We start from the raw sequence: 21,076 nt of genomic DNA on the forward strand, positions 1-21,076 counted from the left end.
AGTGTGCAGCAGCGCGGCCGGTTCGCCAACAGGCGCGAGCGATCAGTTGGCGAGTGCCTGCAGCTTCGCCCAGTCGCCGGGCCGCGCGCCCAGTTGCTCGGGCGTGGAGCGCCGCGCGATGCGCTCGAGAAAAGGCTGCCGGTTGACCTGCGACACCGTCATGCCCTTGCCGCGCAGGAACTGCTCGTCTTCCAGCTCGCCCGCGATCACGCCCACGTTGGTCCATTTGGCGCCGTCGACCAGCACCTTCTCGACCATGGCCTGCTGCGGCGCCGAGAGCCTGGCCCAGGCGGCCTTGCCGATCACGATGCCCAGCGTGTCGTAGACGTGGGCGGTGAGCTGCACGTACTTCTGCACCTCGTAGAGCTTCTTGGCCTTCACCGTGCTCAGCGGATATTCCTGCGCCTCGACCTCGTTCTTCTTCAGCGCGTCATGGAGGCCGACGTAGGGCAGGGTCACGGGCCTGGCATCGAGCGCGGTGGCGAACAGCTGGTAGGCCGAGGCATCGGGCACGTGCAGCCGCAGGTCGCGGAAATCCTCGGGCCGCGCGAGCGGCCGGTTCGAGGTGACCTGGCGCGCGCCGTAGTAGACCGAGGCCACGAGGTGGTTGCCGCTGCGCTCGTCGTAGCCCTTCATGAGCTGGCCCAGCAGCGGGCTCGCGAGGTACTTGCGCACGTGGTCGAGGTCCTTGAAGGCGAAGGGATAGCTGCCCAGGCGCAGCGGCGCATAGCCCTCGGCCAGCGTGGCGGCCGTGACATAGGCGATCTGCACCGAGTCGTTGGCCAGCATCAGCGGGTAGTCGCTCTCCTGGCCGAGCTTCGAGGCGGGCACCACCTCGATCCTGATCTTTCCCTCGGACTGCTCGGCGATCTTGCGCGCCGCGAGCTCGGCCTGCTGGTGGAAGATGCTCGAAGGCTCATAGACATGGCCCCATTTGAGCTGCAGCACCTGCGCGTGGGCAGGCGCCACGCCCGTGCCGAGCGCGGCGCAAGCGAGCGCCAACAGCCAGCCGCGGGCGCGATGCCGCGGCGTCGAAATCGTCATGGTGTCTCCCAGCGGTGCGGGGCATCGGCCCGGTGCCGCATGGTAGGCATCGCGCGCGCGGGCGCGATAGGGATTTGTCCGGCCTCGTGCGGCCGCCGTTTCGGCCGATGGGCGTTGGCGTCCCTATCGCCTGCGCGCCACGATGAAGGCGCGCGGATCGCCGCGCTTCGAGCCATGGCGCTCGGTGGCGAGGATCTCGAAGCCCGCCGCCTCGATCCGCTGGCTCAGTTGCGACGTGTCGAACACCGACACGTGCGGCGCCTTGCCGAGCGCGCGGGCCAGGCCGATCGCGGGCAGCAGGAGCAGGCGCAACGGCACCGGCATGTCGCCGAGGCAGGGTGTCTTGGACACGAACAGGCCATCGCTTGCCAGCAACGCATGGATGCCGCGCAACGTGCCTGGCAGGTCGCGCACCAGGTGCAGGTAGTTGAAGCCCAGCACCGCGTCGAAGCGTTCGGTGCCGGTCGCGAGTTCGTCCACGGTCGCGGTGCGCAGCGCGAGGGCCGCAACGGGTTGGGCGGCCAGCTTCTCCTGCGCGATCGCGATCATCTCGGTGGAGATGTCGGTGGCGAGATAGCGCCGCACGCCACCGGCGAGCCGCAGCGCGGTGCTGCCGGTGCCGCAGCCCAGTTCGAGCACGCCATGGTCCGGCCGCAGCAGACCGCGCGTGCGGTCCAGCGTGCGCTCGTAACCGGCCGGGTCCGCGACCGCACCGCGCGCGTATTTGCGCGCGCCGCGGTCCCAAAAGCGGGTGTCGTCGACCTTGCTCATGGCCGCAGCGCCTCGAGGGTGTCGCGCGTGGGGCCGTGGGAGCCCCATTGCACGCGCAGGCCACTCGCGGCCTCCACGCGTTCGAGCCAGTCGCGCTCGCTCGCGATGCCGGCCTCCGCATAGACCGGTTGCGCGCGCTCCAGCAGGCGCGTCAGGCGCAGTTGATGATCGAGGTCCGCCTCGGGGCCCAACGCGAGCTGCGCGATGGTTTCCCCATCGGTATCGCGGTAGCCCTCGCACCAGCGCAGGCCCGCGCGTCCGATCGCATCGAGATGGCTCGCGACCAGGCCGTCGAGCGTGCCGGCCGCGGCGATCGCATAGCGCAGCAGCACGGCATCGGGATGCCCGCGGCGGAACGCGCCCTGCCAACCGGCGTCGGCGTTGTGCGGCTCGGGCAGCCGCGCGGCGAGCGCGGGATCGTGCGTGGGCAGTGGTCCGGCGCCATGGCGCGTGAGGTAGCTGCGCAGCACGCCCAGGTGCCGCACGGGCGGCGTGCCCAGGCCGGCGTCGCACAGCACGGCCTCGACCGCGGCGGTGGAGACCGTGCTCCAGCTCGTGTGCGGATGGAAGCCGCGCCATTCGTCGAGCAGCACACCCTGCGCGCCCTCGAACACCACGGCACCGGGCCGCGCCAGTTGCTCGGCGACCGCATCGACGCCCGAGGGCGGCGTGGCGCGCAGGCAGGGTTCGACGGCCGCGAGCCAGCGCTGCGACAGGCTGGCATCGGCCAGCAGCGTCTGTTCGCGCTGCCAATCGGGATCGGGCCGTGGCGCGAATTCGCGCAGCAACACGAGGCGCAGCGCCTCGAGCTTCTCGAATGCGAGCGCCGGCCGCAGCAGGTCGCCATAGCGCAGCGCGAGGTCGGGCGCGGCCAGTGCCTGGCGCACGGTCTCGCCCACGCCCACGCCGCAGCTGCCATGGGCCGCCTCGCCGCGCGCCCATTCGCGCAGCCGGCCCGCGGCCTGGTGGAAGGGCGTGGTCACGCGGCAGCGCGCGTCGATGCGCAGGCGCGCGAGCGCGTCGGGCACGCCCTTGTCACGCAGCACGGCGGCCTCGACGAGCAGCGCCGTGGGATGCACCACCACCGGGCTCGCGAGCAGCGTGGCGACGCCGGGCTGGAAGCTGCCGGCGCCGAACTGCGAGAAGGTGTGATGGCGCCCGTCGGCCAGCACCACGTTGTGGCCGGCCTGCGCGCCGCCGTTGAAGCGCACCACGGTGTGGGCGCGCAGCGCGGCGCAGAAGTGGTCGGTGTAGAGCCCCTTGCCGCAGTCGCCGAAGCCCAGGCCCAGCAGCGAGAGATAGCGCGTGGCGCCGGTGCTCACGACGCGCGCGAAGGGGTCAGCCGAACAGGCGCTTCCACCACGACGAGCGCGGTGCCGACGCGGCGGCGCTCGGCGGCGCGTGGCGCGGCTTGTTCGGATCGAGCAGCGCCGCATAGCCGTCGAGCGCATGCAGCACGCCGTTGATGCGCGCCTCGTCGACGCTGCCGGTCGCGGCCATCACGCGGCCGAGCTCGTCGAGGCTGGGCACGGCCTTCTCGGTCAGCGCGACGATGCCCGCGGCCACCGCGCAGGCGTCGTCGGGCGAGTCCATGCAGATCACGTGGTCGCCGAGCAGTTCGCGCCAGCGCGGTTCGCAGCGGCGGCGGCGCTGCGCGTCGGGGATCAGGAAGAACAGGTGGCAGGTCTCGGCCGCGGCCGCGATGGCCTCCTCGATCGGGATGTCCTCGTCGAGCTTCTCGCCGACCAGACCCTCGATCTGGTGCCGCGAGACGGCGGGGTAGGGCAGCTCGTCGCCGGTCACGAACAGGTAGCCGCGCTTCTTGCGCTTGACCCAGCAGTCCATGTCGGTGTGCTGCGCGATCACGTAGAAGGCCAGCTCGTAGCTCTCCTCGCCGGTGCCGCCGCCGCCGCCCTCGAGGTAGCTCCAGGTGAGCCACTGGTCCATCAGGTTGGCGGTGGATTCGAACTGGCCCACCTGCAGCGGCGCGCGGTCGGAGGTGGCGTCGCCGATCGCCATGAACATCAGCTGCGGGTCGGCCACGCCGCAGTCGGTCAAGAGCTTCATGAAGGTCGGCAGCTCGCGGCGCGCCAGCGTCTGCGGGATGTCGCCCATGGAGCCGGTGACGTCGAGCGCGAACACGATGCCCAGCGAGTTCGGATGGTCGGCGTTGTCGCGCGCCTCGCGCACCTTGAGGCCGCGCGGGTCCATCAGCGGATGGGTGGCGGTCTGGGTGAAGACCTCGGCGCCCGACTTGGTGGCGCGGTCCGCGACCAGGGCCGCGTGCGCGGCGTGCGAATAGTTTCCGTAACCCATGGATGTTCCTCGTCGTGAAGAGAGAAGAAGAAAGGACCGTCAGCCGCCGTGCGGCGCGGGATCGAAGGGAATGAAGCGCGGCGCGCCGAAGGCCTCGCGCGCGGCCGCCGACAGCGCCTGCTCGATGCCGCGCGCACCGAGGCGGCGGCATTCGCCGGGGTCCTCGCTGCAGCGGCGCAGCAGCGCGGCCAGCGGCGCGGGCGCGGCGCCGGTGCCCGGTTCGCCGAGGCCTTCGTGGCCATGCAGCACGGCACGCACCGCCCAGGCGCTCTGCGCGAGGTCGTCCGCGGCGCGTGCCGTGTCGTGCCGCGCGCGCGACCAGCCGATCAGCAGCACGCCATGGTCGCGCGGATGCACCAGCGCATGGGCGGGCGAGAGGTCGCCGTGCGTCCAGCCCGCGTCGTGCACGAAGGCCAGCACCTCGAGCATGCGGCGCCAGAGCCAGACCGCATGGGGCGCATCGATGCCGCGCGGGTTGGCGCGTTGCACGTCGAGCAGGCTGCCCCAGTAGCCGGTCGGATGGCGCAGCACCAGCGCCTGGCGCGCGTCTTCCGAGCCATCGGCGGCATCGATCGCGCCGAGGCCCACGGGCTGCGGCAGCCGGCGCGTGAAATAGGCGGCGCCGGGCATGGCGAGCGACTGCAGGGCCTGCAACGCGGCATGCTCGCGCGCCAGCGCCTCGGCGCCCTCCCGGCCGCGCGCCAGCTTGAAGGTCACGCGCTCGGGCAGGGCGCCGAGCCGTTCGGCCAGCAGCACCTCGCTGTGCTCGCCGGTGGCCAGCGGCGCCAGCACGCGGTAGCGCGCGCCGCGCCAGCGCAGCAGGCGCGCGCCGTCGGCGCCCCGTGCATTGGCGCGTTGCAACGCGGCGCGGAAGCTCTCGCGCTCGACCGTTTCCTCGCCGCGCGAGATGGTGGCGCCGCAGTAGCTGCAGTTGACGGTGCGCCAGCGCGCCGCGCGCGGCAGCGGCGCGGAGCATTGGGGGCAAGCGAGCGCGAGCAGCGACAGCATCGGCGCCCCGCTCGCGTCAGTCGTCGCCGCCGGACGGCACCGAGGGATCGCGCGAGGCGCGCACGCGGTCGATGCGCCGGCCTTCGAGCGCGGTCACCTCGAAGCACCAGCCGGCGCAGTCGATGTGCTCGCCCACCGAGGGCAGGTGGCCCGACACCGCCATCAGCAAGCCGGCCACCGTGTTGTAGAGGCCGCGCTCCTCGTCGGGCAGCTCGCGGATGCCCAGGCGCGCGCGCAGCTCCGACACCGGCATCAGGCCGTCGAGCTCCCAGATGCCATCGGGCCGCTCGTGAGCCCAGGCGTCGGTCTGCATGCCGGGCTGCAACTCGCCCGTGATCGCTTCGAGCAGGTCGCGCGGCGTCATCAGGCCCTGCACCACGCCGTATTCGTCGACCACGAACACCAGCCGGCCGGCGCGCGCGCGGAACTGCTCGAGCAGTTCCATGCCGGTCAGCGTCTCGGGCACGAACACCGCGGCCGTGGCCTCCTGGCCCAGCGTACCGACGTGGGCCGGGCCCAGCCGCAGCAGGTGCGCCACGCTGATCACGCCGACCACGTCGTCGAGCGAGTTGCGGCACACCGGGTACCAGGAATGCACCAGGTTGAGCGCGCCCGCGGCCGCCACCTTCTGCAGCGCCTCGGCCACGCTGAACGAGGCCTCGAGCCATTCGATGTCGGCGCGCGGGATCATCAGCGAGGACAGGCGCCGGTCGTCGAGGTGGAACACGTTGCGCACCATCTGGTGCTCGTGCTGCTCGATCACGCCGGCGTCCACGCCTTCCTCGAGGCTGGCGGAAATCTCTTCCTCGGTCACCGAGCGCGCCGCGTTGGCGTCGATGCGCAGCAGCTTCAGCACGGTGGCGGTGGCGCCCGCGAGCAGCCAGACGAAGGGCTTGGCGCCCTTGGCCAGGCCGCGCATCGGGCGCGAGACCCAGCGCGCCACCGGCTCGGGGTAGAGCTGGCCGATGCGCTTGGGCACCAGCTCGCCGAAGATGATCGTGAAGAAGGTGATGCAGGTGACCACCACCGCGGTCGACACCACGCTGGCGGTGCCCGCGCCCATGCCCACGCTCTCCATCCACACCGCCAGCGGCGCCGCGAAGGCAGCCTCGCCCACGATGCCGCTCAGCATGCCGATCGAGGTGATGCCGATCTGCACCGTCGAGAGGAACTGGGTCGGCGACTCCATCAGCTTGAGCGCCGCGGCGGCGCCCGTATCCCCGGTTTCGACCAATGCCGCGAGGCGCGCGCGGCGGCTGGTGGAAAGGGCCATTTCGGACATTGCGAACAACGCGTTGAGCGTGGTCAGCAAGGCCAGCAGGAAGACATCCATGTACGGGGGGAGAGAATGAGGAGATGGCACTTTACTTGATTGGCGACATCCAGGGCTGCGACAGCGCGCTCGGCCGGCTCCTCGACGAGCTCGCTTTCTCTCCCAGCCGCGACACCGCGGTGCTGCTCGGCGACCTGGTCAACCGCGGCCCCGAATCGGCCCAGGTGCTGCGGCGCGCGCAGCGCCTGGGCGGCGCGGCGCTGAGCCTGCTGGGCAATCACGACCTGCACCTGCTGGGCGTGGCGCATGGCGTGCGCAAGTCCGGCCGCAAGGACACGCTGGCCGAGCTGCTGGCCGCGCCCGACCGCGAGGCGATGCTCGACTGGCTGCGCCACCAGCACATGGCGCTGCACCGGCGCATCGGTTCGGGCGCGGCCGCGCGCGACCTGCTGATGGTGCACGCGGGCGTGCTGCCCCAGTGGAGCGTGGCCGACGTGCGTGCCCACGCGGGCGAGCTCGAGGCGGTGCTGCGCGGCCCCGACCTCGGCGAATTCCTCACCACCATGTACGGCAACCAGCCCGATCGCTGGAGCGACACGCTCGAAGGCAGCGACCGGCTGCGCGTGATCGTCAACGCGCTCACGCGGCTGCGGCTGTGCACCGTCGACGGCACGATGGAGTTCGAGACCAAGGACGACGCGGCCCAGGCACCCGCGGGCTACATGCCCTGGTTCGACGTGCCGGGTCGCCGCACGGCCGAAGCCACGGTCGCCTTCGGCCACTGGTCCACGCTGGGCTGGGTGTCGCGGCCCGACCTGCTGTCGACCGACACCGGCTGCGTCTGGGGCGGTTGCCTCAGCGCGGTGCGCATCGGCGCCACGCTCGACGAGCGCGAGCGGATCCAGGTGAAGTGCGAGCAGGCGCAGAAGCCCGGCAAGGGCGCCTGAGCCTCCGTTCGTTCAGAGCGGGTGCGTCATCAGGCTGTAGATGGTGCGCACGCCGCTCACGTAGTTGCCCAGCCGCAGGTTCTCGTTGGCCGCATGCTGGTTGTTGTCGGCGTTCACCAGCGGGACGATCGCGAACGGCACCTGCAGCACCTTGACGATCTCCGCGGTCGGCACCGTGCCGCCCATCATGCGGATGCGCACCGGCGCCGGCGTGGCGCCGAAGCTGTCGGTCAGCGACTTGTAGGCCCAGCGCCCGATCGCCGAATCGATCGGCGCGCCGGCCGCGTCGGCGCCCTCGCTCTGGTAGCTGAAGGTCGCGAGCTTGTCGTAGCGCGCGCGGTCCTCGTCGCTGGGCGTGCCCTTCACGAGGTGGTAGCCCTGCTTGACGATGTGCTTCTCGATCAGCGCGCCCAGGTAGGCCGCGTCGGAATCGGGCGTGGTGCGCAGGTCGAGCTCGGCCACCGCGCGGTCGGGCACGATGTTCGCGACCTTGTCGCCGACCGCCGCCGAGGCCATGCCGCGCACGTTGAGCGAAGGGTACTGCATCGCCTCCTGGTAGTTGGCGCCCACCTTGTCGGTGCGCGCGATGCCCAGGCGGTGGCGCAGCGCGGTCTCGTCGTCGGGCACCGCGGCCATCACCTGGCGGTCGGCCGCGCTGATGCGCACCCGGTCGTAGTAGCCGGCCACGGTCACGCGGCCCTGCTCGTTCTTCATCGAGGCCAGCAGGGTCGCGAGCCGCTGCGCCGGGTTGGGCGCGTAGTTGCCGTAGTGGCCGCTGTGCAGCGGCACCTTGGCGCCGTAGACCGTGAGCCGCGCCTCGGCCGCGCCGCGGTTGCCGAACACCAGGGTGGGTCGGTTGGTGGCGTGCATCGGGCCGTCGTGGATCACGATGGCGTCGCAGGCCAGCAGCTCGCGGTGCGCCTGCATCACCTTGGCGATCGAGGGCGAGCCCTTCTCCTCCTCGCTGTCGAGGATCACCTTGACGTTGACCGCGGGCGTGCCGCCGGCCGCCTTCAGCGCGTCGATCGCGGCCAGCATCATCATGATCGGGCCCTTGTCGTCGGCCGAGGCGCGGCCGAACACGCGCCACTCGGGATCGACCGGGCCGTCGAACAGCGGCGCGGCATCGATCTCCTCCCAGCCGCCATCGGCCGCGCGGCGCTTGAGCACCGGCGTCCACGGGCTCTTCTGCGCCCACTGCGCGGGAATCACCGGCTGGCCGTCGAGGTGCATGTAGAACAGCACGGTCTTGCGCGCCGGGTCGCGCCCGGGCAGCTCGGCATAGAGCATCGGCTTGCCGTCGTTGTCGAGCTGGCGCGTCGCGAAGCCGCGCTTCTCGAAGGCCTTGGCGAGCCAGTCCACGTTCTTGCGGATGTCTTCGGGAACGATCGCGTCGTTGGGCAGCGAGAGCAGCTCGAAGTACTCGCGGTAGCTGGCCTGCGCGTGGCGTTCGGCCTCGGCCTGCGGCAGGTCGGCCGCCTGGGCCAGGCCGGTGCCGGCGATCAGGGCGGCGGCCAGCAGGGCGAGCAGGGTGCGTGGGCGGGGCGCGGGGCGGTGGAGGAGCGGGAGGTGCATGCGCGGATCGTTCGGTGGGGGTGAGGGAAGGGGCTGGCCGGGGCGGCCACCGTGCAGCTTAGGCAGGCCGCCGCTTTTGAACAATTGCCGTTTTTTGGCGATATCTTTGCGTTTTCCTCAAAGCGAAAGCCCGTCATGACCGCCCACCGCCTGCAGGACACCGCCCTGCGCTACTTCCTCGAGGTGGCCCGCAGCGGCTCGCTCACGGTCGCGGCCGAGCGGCTCAGCGTCAGCCCCTCGGCCATCAGCCGCCAGGTGGCGATGCTCGAGGACCTGCTCGGCGTGCCGCTGTTCGAGCGCCATCCGCGCGGCATGGTCGCGAGTCCCGCGGGCGAGCTGCTGGCCGCGCATGCGCTGCACGGCGCGCTCGAGGCCGAGCGCGTGGTGTCCGACATCCGCGGGCTGCAGGGCTTGAAGCGCGGGCGGGTGCGCCTCGCCTGTTCCTCGGGTTTCGCCAACGAGTTCCTGCCGCGCGCCATCGCGGACTTTCGCGCCGAACACCCGGGCATCCAGTTCCAGCTGCGCGCCGCGCGGCCGGCCGAGGTGACCGAGGCGGTGCTGCTCGGCGAGGCCGACATCGGCCTGACCTACAGCCGCGCCGCAGTCGACGGCATCCGCGTCGAGCGGCGCCAGCCGGCCTCGGTGTTCGCCGTGATGCGGCCCGACCATCCGCTCGCGAAGCTGCGCACCGTGACCCTGGCGCAGATGCATCCGTACCCGATCGCGCTCTCGGGCGCCGACAACACCGTGCGCCAGCTGTTCGACGTGGGCTGCAGCCAGCGCGGGCTGGTGTTCGAGCCAGTGCTGACCAGCAACCGCTTCGAGTCGCTGGCCAGCTTCGTGCTGCACGGCGGCGGCCTCACGATCGCGGGCGAGATCACGGTGCGCGACCGCGTGCGGCGCGGCGAGCTGCACGCGGCGGAGATCCGCGAGCGCGGCATGCGCGGCCGCGCGGTCGAACTGCAGACCCTGGCGGGCCGCACCCTGTCCGAGGTGGTGAAGACCTTCCTGGCCTTCCTCGGCGAGCAGCTGCCCGCGCCCGCCGCGGCCTGAGTCGCGTCAGGCCGCGGCTGCGCGCACCTGTTCGAGCGACCGACGCTGCCTGCCGTCGGCATCGAAGTTGGCGGGCGAGAGCCATTGCTCGAAGCCCGCGCGCAGCGCTGGCCATTCGCCGTCGACGATCGAGAACCAGGCCGTGTCGCGCGTGCGGCCCTTGTAGACGATCGCCTGGCGGAACACGCCCTCGAACTGGAAGCCCAGGCGCTGCGCCGCCTTCTTCGAGGGTGCGTTGAAGTTGTCGCACTTCCATTCGTAGCGCCGGTAGCCGAGCTCGTCGAAGGCCAGCTGCATCAGCAGGTACTGGGCCTCGGTCGACAGCGGCGTGCGCTTGAGCAGCGGCGAGAAGGTCACGTGGCCGACCTCCATCACGCCATGGTTGGGCTCGATGCGCATCAGCGCGAGGCTGCCCACGGCGCGGCCCGTGGCCTTGTCGATCACCGCGAAGTGCATCGGGTCCGCGCTCTGCGCGAGCAGCTCCACGTAGGCACGCGCGCTCGCGGCGTCGGGCGCGCGCTCCACCGAGAGGTAGGTCCAGTCGCGGCCGTCGGGTGCCAGCGCATGGGCGGCATGCAGGTCGGCCGCGTGGCGCTCGGCCGACAAGGGTTCGAGCCGGCACAGGCGGCCTTCGATGGGCGTGCGCGGCGGCTTCGGGCGCGGCGACCAGCCGGGCAGGGCGGCGCCGATGGTCTGGCCGAACTGGTTGGTGCGCGGGGTGAGTGGGGTGTGCGGGGTGGGGGAGGCGGGCATGGGGAACTCTCTTTCGGTGACGACAGGCGCTACAGTACGCCCGCCGTGGCGCCACGAAAAGTGCCACCGCAGAAGCATTTCATGGTGCCACGAGAAACGCCCGATGACCGATGCCGCCGACTCCTCCGCCACCCTGTCCGACCCCGTGCGCCGCGTGCTGCTCGAGGCGCCGCTCGCACGCGAGCGCGAGGCCGGCTCGATGCAGCGCCAGCTCCACGAGCGCCTGAAGCGCGCCATCCTCGACGGCCGCCTCGCGCCCGGCACGCGGCTGCCCGGCTCGCGCGCGCTGGCCGAGGCGCTCGCGGTGTCGCGCAACACCGTCACGGCCACCTACGAGCATCTCGCGGCCGAGGGCTACCTGCGGCCCGACCGCCAGGGCACGCGCGTGATGGAACTGGCCGCGCCCGTGCCGCCGCGCCGCGGCCCGCGCGCGCCGGCCGTGCCCGCCACCGCGGGCCGGCTCGCGCGCATCCATCCCATGGGAAGCCGCGCCGAGCCCGAACTCGCGCTGCGCCCCGGCGTGCCCGCGCTGTCGCACTTCCCGATCGCGGCCTGGCGCGGCGCGCTCGACCGCGCGCTGCGCGGCGCCGGCCATGCCGCGCTCGGCTATGGCAATCCCTTCGGCGAGCCCGCGTTGCGCGCCGCCATCGCGCAGCACCTGGGCCTGGCGCGCGGCGTGCGCTGCACGGCCGAGCAGGTGGTGATCGCCGAAGGCGCGCAGGAGGCCATCGCGCTGTGCGTGCGCCTGCTCACCGACCCGGGCGACACCGCCTGGGTCGAGGACCCCGGCTACCGCGGCGCCAAGTCCGCGATGCACGCGGGCGACCTGCGCATCGTGCCGATGCCGGTCGATGCCGGCGGCCTGCGCGCGAGCGAGGAGGACTGGCGGCTGCAAACGCCGCGGCTGGTCTATGCCACGCCCTCGCACCAGTACCCCTCGGGCGTGGTGCTCGGCATCGCGCGGCGGCTCGCGCTGATTGCGCAGGCGCGCGCGCACGGCGCCTGGATCATCGAGGACGACTACGACAGCGAGTTTCGCCACACCGGCGATCCCATCGCCGCCATGCAGGGGCTGGTGCCGCAGGCGCCGGTGCTCTACGTGGGCACCTTCAGCAAGACCATGTTCCCTTCGCTGCGGCTGGGCTTCCTGGTGCTGCCCGAGGACCTGCTGGCCACCGTGCGCGCGCCGCTCGAGGAGATGCTGCGCGGCGGCCATCGCCACGAGCAGCTCGCGCTGGCCGACTTCATCGAGAGCGGCCAGTTCAGCCGCCACCTGGGCCGCATGCGGCGCCTGTACCGCGAGCGCCAGCAGGCTTTGCGCGCCGCGCTCGAGCGCCACTTCAGGCTGCCGCACACCATCGACGGCGGTCACTGCGGCATGCACCTCACCCTGCGCCTGCCCGCGCGCTTCGACGACCGCCGCATCGCCGCCGAGGCGCGGCGCCACCGCATGGCGCCGATGCCGCTGTCGGCCGCCGCGATCCGGCTCGGGCCGGACTGCAACGGGCTGGTGCTGGGCTACGGCAACACCTCGGCCGAGCTGTTCGAGCCGATGGCGAAGCGGCTGGCGCAGTTGGCGCGCGCGGTGGATGCCGGTTAGCTAGGCTGCGATGCCGATCCCGAAGCCGGTATCGAAGGTGGTCTTCACATCCAGCCCCTGCTTGATCAGCCCCACCTGCCGGTAGAAGTCCGCCGTGCCCTGCTGGTCGGCGACCACCTGCGCATCGATCGGCACCCACTTCTGCTGCCGCCGCTCGAACTGCAGCCTGGCGGCCTCGGGCGGGATGCCGATGATGCGCGCGAGCGTGGCGGAAAAGGCATCGACGTTGCGATAGGACCATTGCTGCGCGCGCACTACGCGCTGCAGGAAGTCCTGCAGCACCGGCCGCTTGGCGGCAATCGCCGCTTCGGTGGCCGCGAGGTAGCTCAGGCCCGGCAGCAAGCCGCGGCCGCTCGCGAGCACGCGTGCATGGCCGCTGGTCTCGGCCAGCGCGGTATAGGGCTCCCAGGTGGCCCAGGCATCGACCGAGCCCTGCGTGAGCGCGAGCTTGGCGTCGGCCGGCGCGAGGAAGCGCAGGTTGATGTCCTCGGGCTTCAGCCCGGCCGCGACGATGGCCTTGAGCGTCACATAGTGGCCGATGGAGCCGCGGTTGGTGGCCACGCTCTTGCCCTTGAGCTCGGCCGCGCTCCTGAGCGGCGAATCGGGCCGCACCAGCACGGCCGTGCCGTAGGAGTCGGAGCGGTTGGCGCCGATCGCCTTCACGCGCGTGCCGGCCGCGAGCGCGAAGATCAGCGGCGCATCGCCGATCGGGCCCGAATCGACGGCGCCCGCGTTCAAGGCCTCGGCCAGCGGCGCGGCGGCCGGGAATTCCGACCACTGGATGTCGTACGAGAGGCCCTCGAGCCCGCCCGCAGCCTCGAGCAGCGCGCGCAGGCCGCCCTTCTGGTCGCCGGCCTTGAGCAGCGGGCGCGCCTGGGCACGGGCCTGCAGCGCGAAGGCGGGCAGGGCGGCGATGGTCGCGGCGGCGCCGCCCTGGGCGATGAAGCGGCGGCGGCTGGCGGATGGCATGCGGTTCGTCATGGCGTGACCGTGCTCAGGCCAGCGGGTCGTACGACACGTGGTCCGCGAAGCGCGCCGGGTCGGTGCTCTTCTTGAGCACGCCCACGTTGCGGAAGTCGGCCGCGTAGAACGCGACCTCGTCGCGCAGGCTGCGGCCCAGCGGATGGTGCGCATGCGTGAGCGTGCCCAGCAGCGCGCGCAGGTCCTCCACCGGCACCTTGGGCGAATACTTGGCGAACAGCCTGGCCGATTCGTTCGGGTTCTCGGCCACGTAGTCGGAGGCCTGCGAGATGGCGCGCACCAGGCCCGCCACGGTGGCCTTGTCCTTGCGCACCAGCTCGCCGCGCGCGCCGACGATGCAGCAGACCTTGTCCTTGTACTCGCCCGTGAGGTTGCTCGCGATTTCGACGAACGCACCCTTGTTGCGCTTCTCGATCAGGTAGACGTTCGGGTCGCCGTCGGCGATGGCGTGGATCTCGCCCTTCTGCACCGCGAGGTCGAGCAGGTCGGCCGGGTACTGGCGCCAGGTCACGTCGCGCTCGGCGTCGATGCCGTTCTTGGCGAGCAGGATCGAGAAGAAGTTCTTGCCCGGGCTCGTGATGTCCGACACGCCGATGATCTTGCCCTTGAGGCTCGCGAGGCTGGTGGCGCCCGCGGCCCTGGCGCCCACCAGGCGCACGCAGCCGCCGTGCGAGCTGCCGACGATCTTCACGTCGAAGCCCGACTCCAGCGGCTTGAGCCAGCGGTGGATCATGCCCACCGCCGCGTCGGCCTTGGCCGTGGCCAGCGATTCGAGCAACTGGTCGGTCGAGCCGGTGTAGTTGATCAGCTCGACCTGCAGGCCGTTGCGTTCGAAGTAGCCGCGCTCCTGCGCCACCACCACCGGCGAGAGGCAGAAGGCCGCGGCGTTCCAGGCGAAGGTCAGCTTGCGCGTGGACTGCGAGAAGGCCTGCGAGGCGATCAGGCCGCCCGAGGCGACCACGGCGGCGGCGCCGCCGGCACGCAGGAGGCGGCGGCGGGAGAGGGATGCGTTCATCGGCGGTTCCAGGAGAAAGAAGGAGTCAGTCCAGCAGCTCGGGCTCGGCCTCGACCAGCCCCTGGTAGAGGCTGTCGAAGGAATGGATCGCGCCCTCGGGCCCGCCGATCTGGCCGTGCGTGTGGCGCGCCGTGGCTTCGTCGATCGGTTGCGGCGTGCCGGCGGCCTCGGCCAGCAGCTGCGTGTGGCAGGCGTTGTCGAGCGCGATGTACCACCAGGCCGCGGCCTCCACCGTCGGGCCGGCGGTCAGGATGCCGTGGTTCTTGAGGATCGCGCCCTTCCTGTCGCCCAGTGCCCGCGCGATGCGGTCGCCCTCGCTGGTGTCGACCACCATGCCGGTGAAGTCGTCGAACAGCGCCACGTCGTCGTGGAACACGCAACTGTCCTGCGTCAGCGTGTCGAGCTTGCGGCCCAGGGTCGACCAGGCCTTGCCGTAGGTCGAGTGGGTATGGGCGGCCGCGACGATCTTGGGGTTGTGCTCGTGGATCGCCGCGTGGATCGCGAAGGCCGCCTTGTTGAGCGGGCGGTCGCCGATCACGGTCTCGCCCCTGGCATTGACCAGCAGCAGGTCGGAGACCTTGATGCGCGAGAAGTGGATGCCCAGCGGGTTGACCCAGAAGTGGTCGGCCAGCTCGGGATCGCGCGCGGTGATGTGGCCGGCCAGGCCCTGCGCGAAGCCGAAGCGCGCGAACAGGCGGAAGGCGCCCGCCAGGCGCTCCTGGCGGTGGCGGCGCTCGGCCTGCACGCTGGTGCGCGGCGGGATCGGGTCGAACCAGTACTTCTGCGTCGGCACCGGGTTGAGCTTCAGGGCCGAGGCGTTGCGGTCGATGGAAAGAACGGCGCTCATGGGGATGTCCTTTTGGGTATCTGCTCCTTCCCCCGCTGGGGGAGGGAGGAAGGCAGGGTGGTCAGGCGGCCTTGCGGACCGAAGCCGCGCGCTGCGCCACCAGTTCGCGCGTGCGCGGGATCAGTTCGCGCCCGTAGTCGGCTGCGTCCTCCAGCGGATCGAAGCCGCGGATCAGGAAGGTGGTCACGCCGAGGTCGTAGTAGTCGAGCAGCGCATCGGCGACCTGCTCGGGCGTGCCGACCAGCGCGGTGCTGTTGGAGCGTCCGCCGATCTCCTGCGCGACCGCGGTCCACAGCCGCTTGTCGAGCCGCGTGCCCTGTCCGGCCGCGGCCAGCAGGCGCCTGGCGCCCTCGCTCTGCTGCGGGCCGCCGCGGTTGTAGCCCTGCACCACGCGCAGCCGCTTCGTCTCGGCCAGGATGTGGTCGGCGCGGGCCCAGGCCTGCTCCTCGGTCTCGGCCAGGATCGGGCGGAACGAGACCGAGAAGCGCACGCTGCGCCCATGCTTCGCGGCCTCGGCGCGCACGCGGGTCGTGAGTTCGCGCGCCTGCTCGAGCGACTCGCCCCACAGCGCGTAGACGTCGGCGTACTTGCCGGCCACGGGGATCGCGGCTTCCGAGGCGCCGCCGAAATACACCGGCACGTGCGGGCGGCCGTTGCGCGTCTGCAGCGGCTTGACCTCCGAGAAGGCATTGAGCGCGCGGTAGTGCGCGCCCTCGTGATCGAAGGGCTTGTCGGCCTGCCAGACCTTGTGCAGCACATCGAGGTATTCGTCGGTGCGCGCATAGCGCTGGTCGTGGTCGAGCCAGTCGCCGTCGCGCTTCTGTTCGTCGTCGGAGCCGCCCGAGATGTAGTGCACCGCGAGCCGTCCGCCGCTGAACTGGTCGAGCGAGGCGAACTGGCGCGCCGCCAGCGTGGGCGCCACGAAGCCCGGGCGGTGCGCGAGCATGAAGTGGATGCGCTTGGTGACCGAGGCCGCGTAGGCCACGGTCAACGTGGCATCGGGGCCGGTCGAGTGGTGCGGCACCAGCACGCGGTCGAAGCCGGCCTGCTCGTGCGCCTGGGCGAAGGCGCGCACGTAGTCGCGGTCGATCGCCGGGCCCTGGGCGGCATGGATCTCCGAGACCTTCTGGCCCTGGATCATGCCGATGAATTCGACGCCGTTGTCGGTGGGGTTCTGGCTCATGGTGTGTGTGCGATGGTGGGAAGGGCGGGACCACCGCGAAACTAACCAGCCGCGCCGCCGATGCGAACGCAGAAAAACGAGTTTGGATATGCGCGATGCGTCGTTTTCGCGCGCACGGCGGCTCGCTAACGTGCCGGGACCATGAGCGCCATCCCCCTGCGCCGGCCCGCGGCCGGCCCGAATTCCCGCGATTCCTCCGGCCTGCCCGACGCCGCGCTGCTGGCCAGCCTCACGGCGCGCTTCGCGAGCACCGCCGCCGACCACGACCGCAGCGGCGCCTTTCCCGCGCAGAACTTCGAGGCGCTGCACTCGCACGGACTCATCGGACTGGTCGCGCCGAGCGCCTTTGGCGGCGGCGGCGCCACGCTCGCGTCGGCGCGGCAGGTGATCGCCGCGGTGGCGCGCGGCGAGCCCGCCACGGCGCTGATCCTCACCATGACCTACCTGCAGCACCATGGGCTGGCGCGCGGCGACAGCCGCTGGCCGCCGCACCTGCGCGAGCGCGTGGTGCGCGACGCGGTCGAGCAGGGCGCGCTGATCAATGCGCTGCGCGTCGAGCCCGCGCTCGGTTCGCCCGCGCGCGGCGGCCTGCCCGCCACCGTGGCGCGCCGCGACGGCGAGGGCTGGCGCATCGACGGCCACAAGCTCTACACCACCGGCATCGAGGGCCTGGGCTGGCTCGCCGTGTGGGCCCGCACCGACGAACCCGCGCCGCGCATCGGCGTGTTCCTGGTGCCGCGCCATGCCGAGGGCGTGCGCGTGATCGCGAGCTGGGACCACCTGGGCCTGCGCGCCTCGGGCAGCCACGAGGTGGTGTTCGAGAACGTCGCGATCCCGCTCGACCATGCGGTGGACCTGCGCGCGCCGGCCGACTGGGCGCCCGATGCCGGCAGCCAGACCGACATCGACGCCCAGGCCTCGCAGCAGGCCTGGATGGTGGTGCTGCTCGGCAGCCTGTACGACGCGGTCGCGCGCTCGGCACGCGACTGGCTCGTAGGTTTCCTGAACCAGCGCGCGCCCGGCAGCCTGGGCGCGCCGCTCTCGAGCCTGCCGCGCGTGCAGGAGACGGTGGGCGAGATCGAGGCGCTGCTGCGCACCAACCGCGTGCTGCTCGACGCGGCCAGCGAGGCCGTCGACGGCGGCCGCACGCCGTCGGCGGTCGACAGCGGGCTGCTCAAGCACACCGTCACCGGCAACGCGGTGCGCGCCGTCGAGCTCGCGCTGCAGCTCACGGGCAACCATGGCCTCGCGCGCCAGAACCCGCTCGAGCGTCACTACCGCGACGTGCTCTGCAGCCGCATCCACACGCCGCAGAACGACGCGCTCCTGGTCGGCGCGGGCAAGCGCGCGCTGCTGTCGGCGGGAGCCGTCGCATGACCGACCTGCTGTTCTCGAAGGCATCGCGCCGCCGCTGGCTCCAGCAGGGCGCGGCGCTTTCCCTCGCGGCCGCGGCCTCGCTGCGCGGCTGGGCGCAGCCGCAGATCTCGCTGGTACTCGGCGACCAGGCCGGCGGACTGCGCTCGCTGTTCGAGGCCTCGAAGGCGCTCGAGGGCGCGCCCTTCGCCTACCGCTGGGCCAACTTCCAGGGCGCCGCGCCGCTGTTCGAGGCGCAGCGCAGCGCGGCGGTCGACACCGCGATGGCCGGCGACCTGCCGGTGCTCGCCGCGGCCGTCGGCAGGACGCCGCTGAAGATCGTCGCCACGCGCGTCGGCAAGGCCGACTCGCTCGGCATCGTGGTGCAGCCCGATTCGAAGCTGCGCAGCGTGGCCGAGCTGCGCGGCCAGACCGTGGTCGTCTCGTCGGCGCGCGGCAGCATCTCGCAGTACCAGCTCTACGGCGCGCTCGAGGAGGCCGGCGTGCGGCGCGACGAGGTCACGGTGAAGTTCGTGCTGCCGACCGATGCGGCGGCCGCCTTCGCCTCGCGCCAGATCGACGCCTGGGCCATCTTCGATCCCTACTACACGATCGCGCTGCAGCAGGGCGGGCGCATCCTGCGCGACGGCCGCGGCATCAACACCGCGCTGGGCTTCATCACCGCCAGCGAACCTTCGCTGGCCGATCCCGCCAAGCGCGCCGCCATCGTGCAGTTCCTCGACCGGCTGGGCCGCGCGGGCGACTGGGCGCTGGCCAATCCCGAGGCCTACGCGCAGGCCTACAGCCAGCTCACGCGGCTGCCGATCGAATCGGCCCGGCTCATCACCGCGCGCGCCTCGGTGGCCGCGCGGCCGGTGAGCGAGGCCGACATCGTGGCGCTGCAGGCCGTGGCCGACCGCTCCGCGCGCGACGGCATCCTGCCGGTGCGCGTCGACGTGCGCGCGATCTCCGACACCCAGCTCTGGAAGCGCGCGGCGTGAGCGCCGCCATTCCCGCATCGATCGCGCCGCTGCGCGAGTTCGTGGTCGATTTCGGCCGCCTGCTCGACGGCCGGCCCGACGAGCGCGCCATCCTCGCCGAGGGCGGTGCGCTGCTGCGCCGGCTGGTGGCGCGCGACGACTGGCTGCCCGAGGCCTTCGCGCAGCCCGACCCCGCGCGCTACCAGCAGTACCTGCTGCATGCCGACAGCACCGAGCGCTTCTCGGTCGTGAGCTTCGTCTGGGGACCGGGCCAGGCCACGCCGGTGCACGACCACACCGTGTGGGGCCTGATCGGCATGCTGCGCGGCGCCGAGTACAGCCAGCCCCATGCCTTCGGCGACGACGGCCAGGCGCGGCCCGTGGGCGACGCGGTGCGGCTCGACGAAGGCGACGTCGAGGCCGTCTCGCCCACCGTCGGCGACCTGCACCGCGTGCACAACGCGCACGCGGACCGCGTGTCGATCAGCATCCATGTCTATGGCGCCAACATCGGCGCGGTGCGGCGGCATACTTACCCGGCCGAGGGCGGGCGCAAGCCCTTCGTCTCGGGCTACACCAACACGCTGCTGCCCAATCTCTGGGACCGGTCCGCCGAACTCCGGGCGGCCCCGCCCGCCACCACGCCATGACCGACGCCACGCTCCAAGCCACCTCCGCCTTCCCCTTCCTCTCGTTCGCAGCCGTGCGCGAACGCCTGCTCACGCCCGGCGCCGAGATCGCGCTGCTCGACGTGCGCGAGGAGGACCCCTTCGCCCAGGCCCATCCGCTGTGGGCCGCGAACCTGCCGCTGTCGCGCATCGAGATCGAGGCCTGGCGCCGCATCCCGCGCCGCGACACCTTGATCGTGCTGTTCGGCGAGCACCGCGGCACCGACCTCGCGCCGCTGGCCGCGCGGCGGCTCACCGGCCTCGGCTACACCCGGGTGCACCTGCTTGAGGGCGGCCTCGAGGGCTGGCGCGCGGCCGGCGGCGAGCTGTTCCGCGACGTCAACGTGCCGAGCAAATCGTTCGGCGAACTGGTCGAGCACGAGCGCCACACGCCCTCGCTCTCGGCGCCCGAGGTGAAGGCGCTGATCGACGAGCGCGCCAACGTGGTCGTGCTCGACGCGCGCCGCTTCGACGAGTACCAGACCATGAGCATCCCGGGCGCCACCAGCGTGCCGGGCGCCGAACTGGTGCTGCGCGTGCGCGAGCTCGCACCCGATCCGGCCACGCGCGTGATCGTCAATTGCGCGGGGCGCACGCGCAGCATCATCGGTACGCAGTCGCTGGTGAATGCCGGCATTCCCAATCCCGTGGCCGCGCTGCGCAACGGCACGATCGGGTGGAAGCTCGCGGGGCAGGTGCTCGACCATGGGGCGGTGCGGCGTGCGCCCGAGGCGGTGAGCGAGGCGCATCGTTCGCAGGCGCGTGCCGATGCGCGGCGCGTGGCGGAGAAGGCGGGGGTGCGGTGGGTGGCCGTCGATGCCGTGGACGCGCTCGAGGAGGCGGGGCGGACGGTCTATCGCTTCGATGTGCGCACGCCCGAGGAATACGCGGCGGGTCATCTTCCCGGCTTTGCCGGCGCGCCCGGCGGGCAGCTGGTGCAGGAGACGGATCACCAGGTGCCGGTGCGGCATGCGCGGATCGTGCTGGCGGATGACGATGGGGTGCGGGCTTCGATGTCTGCGTCCTGGCTGGCACAGATGGGGTGGGAGGTCTATGTGGTGGAGCCTGTGCCTGCTGCTGATGCGTTGAGCGAACGCGGTGCTCTGGCCGCTGTGTATCCGGAAGTGGCTCGGGCCGTTGGAGAGATCGAGCCGCTTGACCTGGCTCGGTTGCTCGACGGGGATGCTTCATCGACCGCGGTGATCGATGTGACGGCCGGTGCGAATTACGTGAAGCGGCATGTGCCGGGGGCGTGGTTTGCGATTCGGGCGCAGCTCTTGGATGCGGTTTCTGGCGTCATTCCTTTGGCTCGGCGCTATGTGCTGACTTGTGGGAGCAGTTTGCTGGCTCGGTATGCGGCTTCGGATCTGAGGGAGTGGCTCGATTCGCGTGGGGAGCTGGATGTGGAAGTGCTCGTGCTACGTGGCGGGAATGCGGCCTGGTTTTCTGCCGGGCTGCCTTCCGAGGCTGGTGAGACTCGCCTGGGTAGTGAGAGGACTGATCGGTATCGGAGGCCTTATGAAGGGACCTCGGCTTCCGTGGAGGCTATGCAGGGGTATCTGGATTGGGAGTTCGGGCTGGTCGAGCAGTTGGGGCGGGATGGGACGCATCGGTTTGTCGTGGTCTGAATTTGGGGTGGCTTTTTGCTGAGGCTGTCGGCCGGGATTTCGCCCCGGCGGGCGAGTCACTTTCTTTTGTCTCGCCAAAAG

Annotated in this window: 19 protein-coding genes; 7 read left to right on the plus strand and 12 right to left on the minus strand. The window is 71.8% G+C overall.

The window, feature by feature from the left end:
* Positions 1–42 precede the first annotated feature (42 nt).
* The 6 genes from dctP to KV106_RS14650 all read right to left on the minus strand — a co-directional run bounded on the left by dctP (position 43) and on the right by KV106_RS14650 (position 6,472).
* Entirely contained in the window at positions 43–1,044 is a 1,002-nt protein-coding gene (dctP, locus tag KV106_RS14625; protein WP_261210835.1) for a TRAP transporter substrate-binding protein DctP, read from the minus strand.
* Between the two features lie 123 nt (positions 1,045–1,167).
* On the minus strand, positions 1,168–1,815 hold the full coding sequence (locus KV106_RS14630; RefSeq protein ID WP_261210836.1) for a class I SAM-dependent methyltransferase: 648 nt from the start codon (positions 1,813–1,815) through the stop codon (positions 1,168–1,170).
* Entirely contained in the window at positions 1,812–3,137 is a 1,326-nt protein-coding gene (locus KV106_RS14635; RefSeq protein WP_261210837.1) for an adenylosuccinate synthetase, read from the minus strand. The genes KV106_RS14630 and KV106_RS14635 overlap by 4 nt, the downstream gene beginning before the upstream one ends.
* A 16-nt stretch (positions 3,138–3,153) precedes the next feature.
* The gene (locus KV106_RS14640; protein ID WP_261210838.1) at positions 3,154–4,131 is read right to left on the minus strand and encodes a VWA domain-containing protein; all 978 of its coding nucleotides are present in this window, start codon (positions 4,129–4,131) and stop codon (positions 3,154–3,156) included.
* Positions 4,132–4,170: 39 nt separating this feature from the next.
* Positions 4,171–5,139 (minus strand): protein kinase family protein, encoded by a 969-nt coding sequence (locus tag KV106_RS14645; protein WP_261210839.1) that lies wholly within the window; start codon positions 5,137–5,139, stop codon positions 4,171–4,173.
* 16 nt (positions 5,140–5,155) lie between these two features.
* Complete coding sequence (locus KV106_RS14650) at positions 5,156–6,472, minus strand: hemolysin family protein (RefSeq protein WP_261210840.1); 1,317 nt, start codon at positions 6,470–6,472, stop codon at positions 5,156–5,158.
* A gap of 23 nt (positions 6,473–6,495) precedes the next feature.
* On the opposite strand from KV106_RS14650, the gene KV106_RS14655 reads away from it, so the two are divergent.
* The gene (locus KV106_RS14655; RefSeq protein ID WP_261210841.1) at positions 6,496–7,359 is read left to right on the plus strand and encodes a symmetrical bis(5'-nucleosyl)-tetraphosphatase; all 864 of its coding nucleotides are present in this window, start codon (positions 6,496–6,498) and stop codon (positions 7,357–7,359) included.
* 12 nt (positions 7,360–7,371) lie between these two features.
* Here the strand turns inward: KV106_RS14655 and KV106_RS14660 are convergent, their stop codons facing one another.
* On the minus strand, positions 7,372–8,934 hold the full coding sequence (locus KV106_RS14660; RefSeq protein WP_261210842.1) for a M20/M25/M40 family metallo-hydrolase: 1,563 nt from the start codon (positions 8,932–8,934) through the stop codon (positions 7,372–7,374).
* A gap of 135 nt (positions 8,935–9,069) precedes the next feature.
* Here KV106_RS14660 and KV106_RS14665 point away from each other — a divergent pair, with 135 nt between their 5' ends.
* Positions 9,070–9,987: a LysR substrate-binding domain-containing protein gene (locus KV106_RS14665; RefSeq protein ID WP_261210843.1), complete on the plus strand. Its 918-nt coding sequence runs from the start codon at positions 9,070–9,072 to the stop codon at positions 9,985–9,987.
* A gap of 6 nt (positions 9,988–9,993) precedes the next feature.
* On the opposite strand, the gene KV106_RS14670 is transcribed toward KV106_RS14665, so the two are convergent.
* Complete coding sequence (locus KV106_RS14670) at positions 9,994–10,740, minus strand: GNAT family N-acetyltransferase (RefSeq protein WP_261210844.1); 747 nt, start codon at positions 10,738–10,740, stop codon at positions 9,994–9,996.
* Positions 10,741–10,843: 103 nt separating this feature from the next.
* On the opposite strand from KV106_RS14670, the gene pdxR reads away from it, so the two are divergent.
* Positions 10,844–12,340, plus strand: coding sequence for a MocR-like pyridoxine biosynthesis transcription factor PdxR (gene pdxR / locus KV106_RS14675; RefSeq protein ID WP_261210845.1), 1,497 nt, complete (start codon positions 10,844–10,846; stop codon positions 12,338–12,340).
* Here the strand turns inward: pdxR and KV106_RS14680 are convergent, their stop codons facing one another.
* The 4 genes from KV106_RS14680 to KV106_RS14695 all read right to left on the minus strand — a co-directional run bounded on the left by KV106_RS14680 (position 12,341) and on the right by KV106_RS14695 (position 16,366).
* A complete protein-coding gene (locus KV106_RS14680) occupies positions 12,341–13,321 on the minus strand; it encodes an ABC transporter substrate-binding protein (protein ID WP_261210846.1) in 981 nt (326 codons plus the stop codon).
* A gap of 13 nt (positions 13,322–13,334) precedes the next feature.
* Complete coding sequence (locus KV106_RS14685) at positions 13,335–14,336, minus strand: ABC transporter substrate-binding protein (RefSeq protein WP_261210847.1); 1,002 nt, start codon at positions 14,334–14,336, stop codon at positions 13,335–13,337.
* Positions 14,337–14,361: 25 nt separating this feature from the next.
* Complete coding sequence (locus tag KV106_RS14690; protein ID WP_261210848.1) at positions 14,362–15,183, minus strand: class II aldolase/adducin family protein; 822 nt, start codon at positions 15,181–15,183, stop codon at positions 14,362–14,364.
* Positions 15,184–15,244: 61 nt separating this feature from the next.
* Entirely contained in the window at positions 15,245–16,366 is a 1,122-nt protein-coding gene (locus tag KV106_RS14695) for an LLM class flavin-dependent oxidoreductase (RefSeq protein WP_261210849.1), read from the minus strand.
* A gap of 141 nt (positions 16,367–16,507) precedes the next feature.
* On the opposite strand from KV106_RS14695, the gene KV106_RS14700 reads away from it, so the two are divergent.
* From KV106_RS14700 to KV106_RS14715, 4 genes are read left to right on the plus strand one after another with little or no spacing between them, the layout of a single operon-like run.
* A complete protein-coding gene (locus KV106_RS14700; protein WP_261210850.1) occupies positions 16,508–17,743 on the plus strand; it encodes an acyl-CoA dehydrogenase family protein in 1,236 nt (411 codons plus the stop codon).
* Positions 17,740–18,720, plus strand: coding sequence for an ABC transporter substrate-binding protein (locus KV106_RS14705; protein WP_261210851.1), 981 nt, complete (start codon positions 17,740–17,742; stop codon positions 18,718–18,720). Before KV106_RS14700 ends, KV106_RS14705 begins: the two co-directional genes overlap by 4 nt.
* Positions 18,717–19,349, plus strand: a complete 633-nt coding sequence (locus tag KV106_RS14710; protein WP_261210852.1) for a cysteine dioxygenase family protein — start codon at positions 18,717–18,719, stop codon at positions 19,347–19,349. Before KV106_RS14705 ends, KV106_RS14710 begins: the two co-directional genes overlap by 4 nt.
* The gene (locus KV106_RS14715; protein ID WP_261210853.1) at positions 19,346–20,995 is read left to right on the plus strand and encodes a rhodanese-related sulfurtransferase; all 1,650 of its coding nucleotides are present in this window, start codon (positions 19,346–19,348) and stop codon (positions 20,993–20,995) included. Before KV106_RS14710 ends, KV106_RS14715 begins: the two co-directional genes overlap by 4 nt.
* Positions 20,996–21,076: the final 81 nt, after the last annotated feature.

Origin of the sequence: Variovorax endophyticus (assembly GCF_025376855.1) — a bacterium.
Lineage (GTDB): Bacteria > Pseudomonadota > Gammaproteobacteria > Burkholderiales > Burkholderiaceae_C > Variovorax.

What these genes read in the sequence shown, in the direction of transcription:
- dctP (WP_261210835.1), bottom strand. Translation starts at nt 1,044, where the DNA reads ATGACGATTTCGACGCCGCGGCATCGCGCCCGCGGCTGGCTGTTGGCG.
- KV106_RS14630 (WP_261210836.1), bottom strand. Translation starts at nt 1,815, where the DNA reads ATGAGCAAGGTCGACGACACCCGCTTTTGGGACCGCGGCGCGCGCAAA.
- KV106_RS14640 (WP_261210838.1), bottom strand. Translation starts at nt 4,131, where the DNA reads ATGGGTTACGGAAACTATTCGCACGCCGCGCACGCGGCCCTGGTCGCG.
- KV106_RS14645 (WP_261210839.1), bottom strand. Translation starts at nt 5,139, where the DNA reads ATGCTGTCGCTGCTCGCGCTCGCTTGCCCCCAATGCTCCGCGCCGCTG.
- KV106_RS14650 (WP_261210840.1), bottom strand. Translation starts at nt 6,472, where the DNA reads ATGGATGTCTTCCTGCTGGCCTTGCTGACCACGCTCAACGCGTTGTTC.
- KV106_RS14655 (WP_261210841.1), top strand. Translation starts at nt 6,496, where the DNA reads ATGGCACTTTACTTGATTGGCGACATCCAGGGCTGCGACAGCGCGCTC.
- KV106_RS14660 (WP_261210842.1), bottom strand. Translation starts at nt 8,934, where the DNA reads ATGCACCTCCCGCTCCTCCACCGCCCCGCGCCCCGCCCACGCACCCTG.
- KV106_RS14665 (WP_261210843.1), top strand. Translation starts at nt 9,070, where the DNA reads ATGACCGCCCACCGCCTGCAGGACACCGCCCTGCGCTACTTCCTCGAG.
- KV106_RS14670 (WP_261210844.1), bottom strand. Translation starts at nt 10,740, where the DNA reads ATGCCCGCCTCCCCCACCCCGCACACCCCACTCACCCCGCGCACCAAC.
- pdxR (WP_261210845.1), top strand. Translation starts at nt 10,844, where the DNA reads ATGACCGATGCCGCCGACTCCTCCGCCACCCTGTCCGACCCCGTGCGC.
- KV106_RS14680 (WP_261210846.1), bottom strand. Translation starts at nt 13,321, where the DNA reads ATGACGAACCGCATGCCATCCGCCAGCCGCCGCCGCTTCATCGCCCAG.
- KV106_RS14685 (WP_261210847.1), bottom strand. Translation starts at nt 14,336, where the DNA reads ATGAACGCATCCCTCTCCCGCCGCCGCCTCCTGCGTGCCGGCGGCGCC.
- KV106_RS14690 (WP_261210848.1), bottom strand. Translation starts at nt 15,183, where the DNA reads ATGAGCGCCGTTCTTTCCATCGACCGCAACGCCTCGGCCCTGAAGCTC.
- KV106_RS14695 (WP_261210849.1), bottom strand. Translation starts at nt 16,366, where the DNA reads ATGAGCCAGAACCCCACCGACAACGGCGTCGAATTCATCGGCATGATC.
- KV106_RS14700 (WP_261210850.1), top strand. Translation starts at nt 16,508, where the DNA reads ATGAGCGCCATCCCCCTGCGCCGGCCCGCGGCCGGCCCGAATTCCCGC.
- KV106_RS14705 (WP_261210851.1), top strand. Translation starts at nt 17,740, where the DNA reads ATGACCGACCTGCTGTTCTCGAAGGCATCGCGCCGCCGCTGGCTCCAG.
- KV106_RS14715 (WP_261210853.1), top strand. Translation starts at nt 19,346, where the DNA reads ATGACCGACGCCACGCTCCAAGCCACCTCCGCCTTCCCCTTCCTCTCG.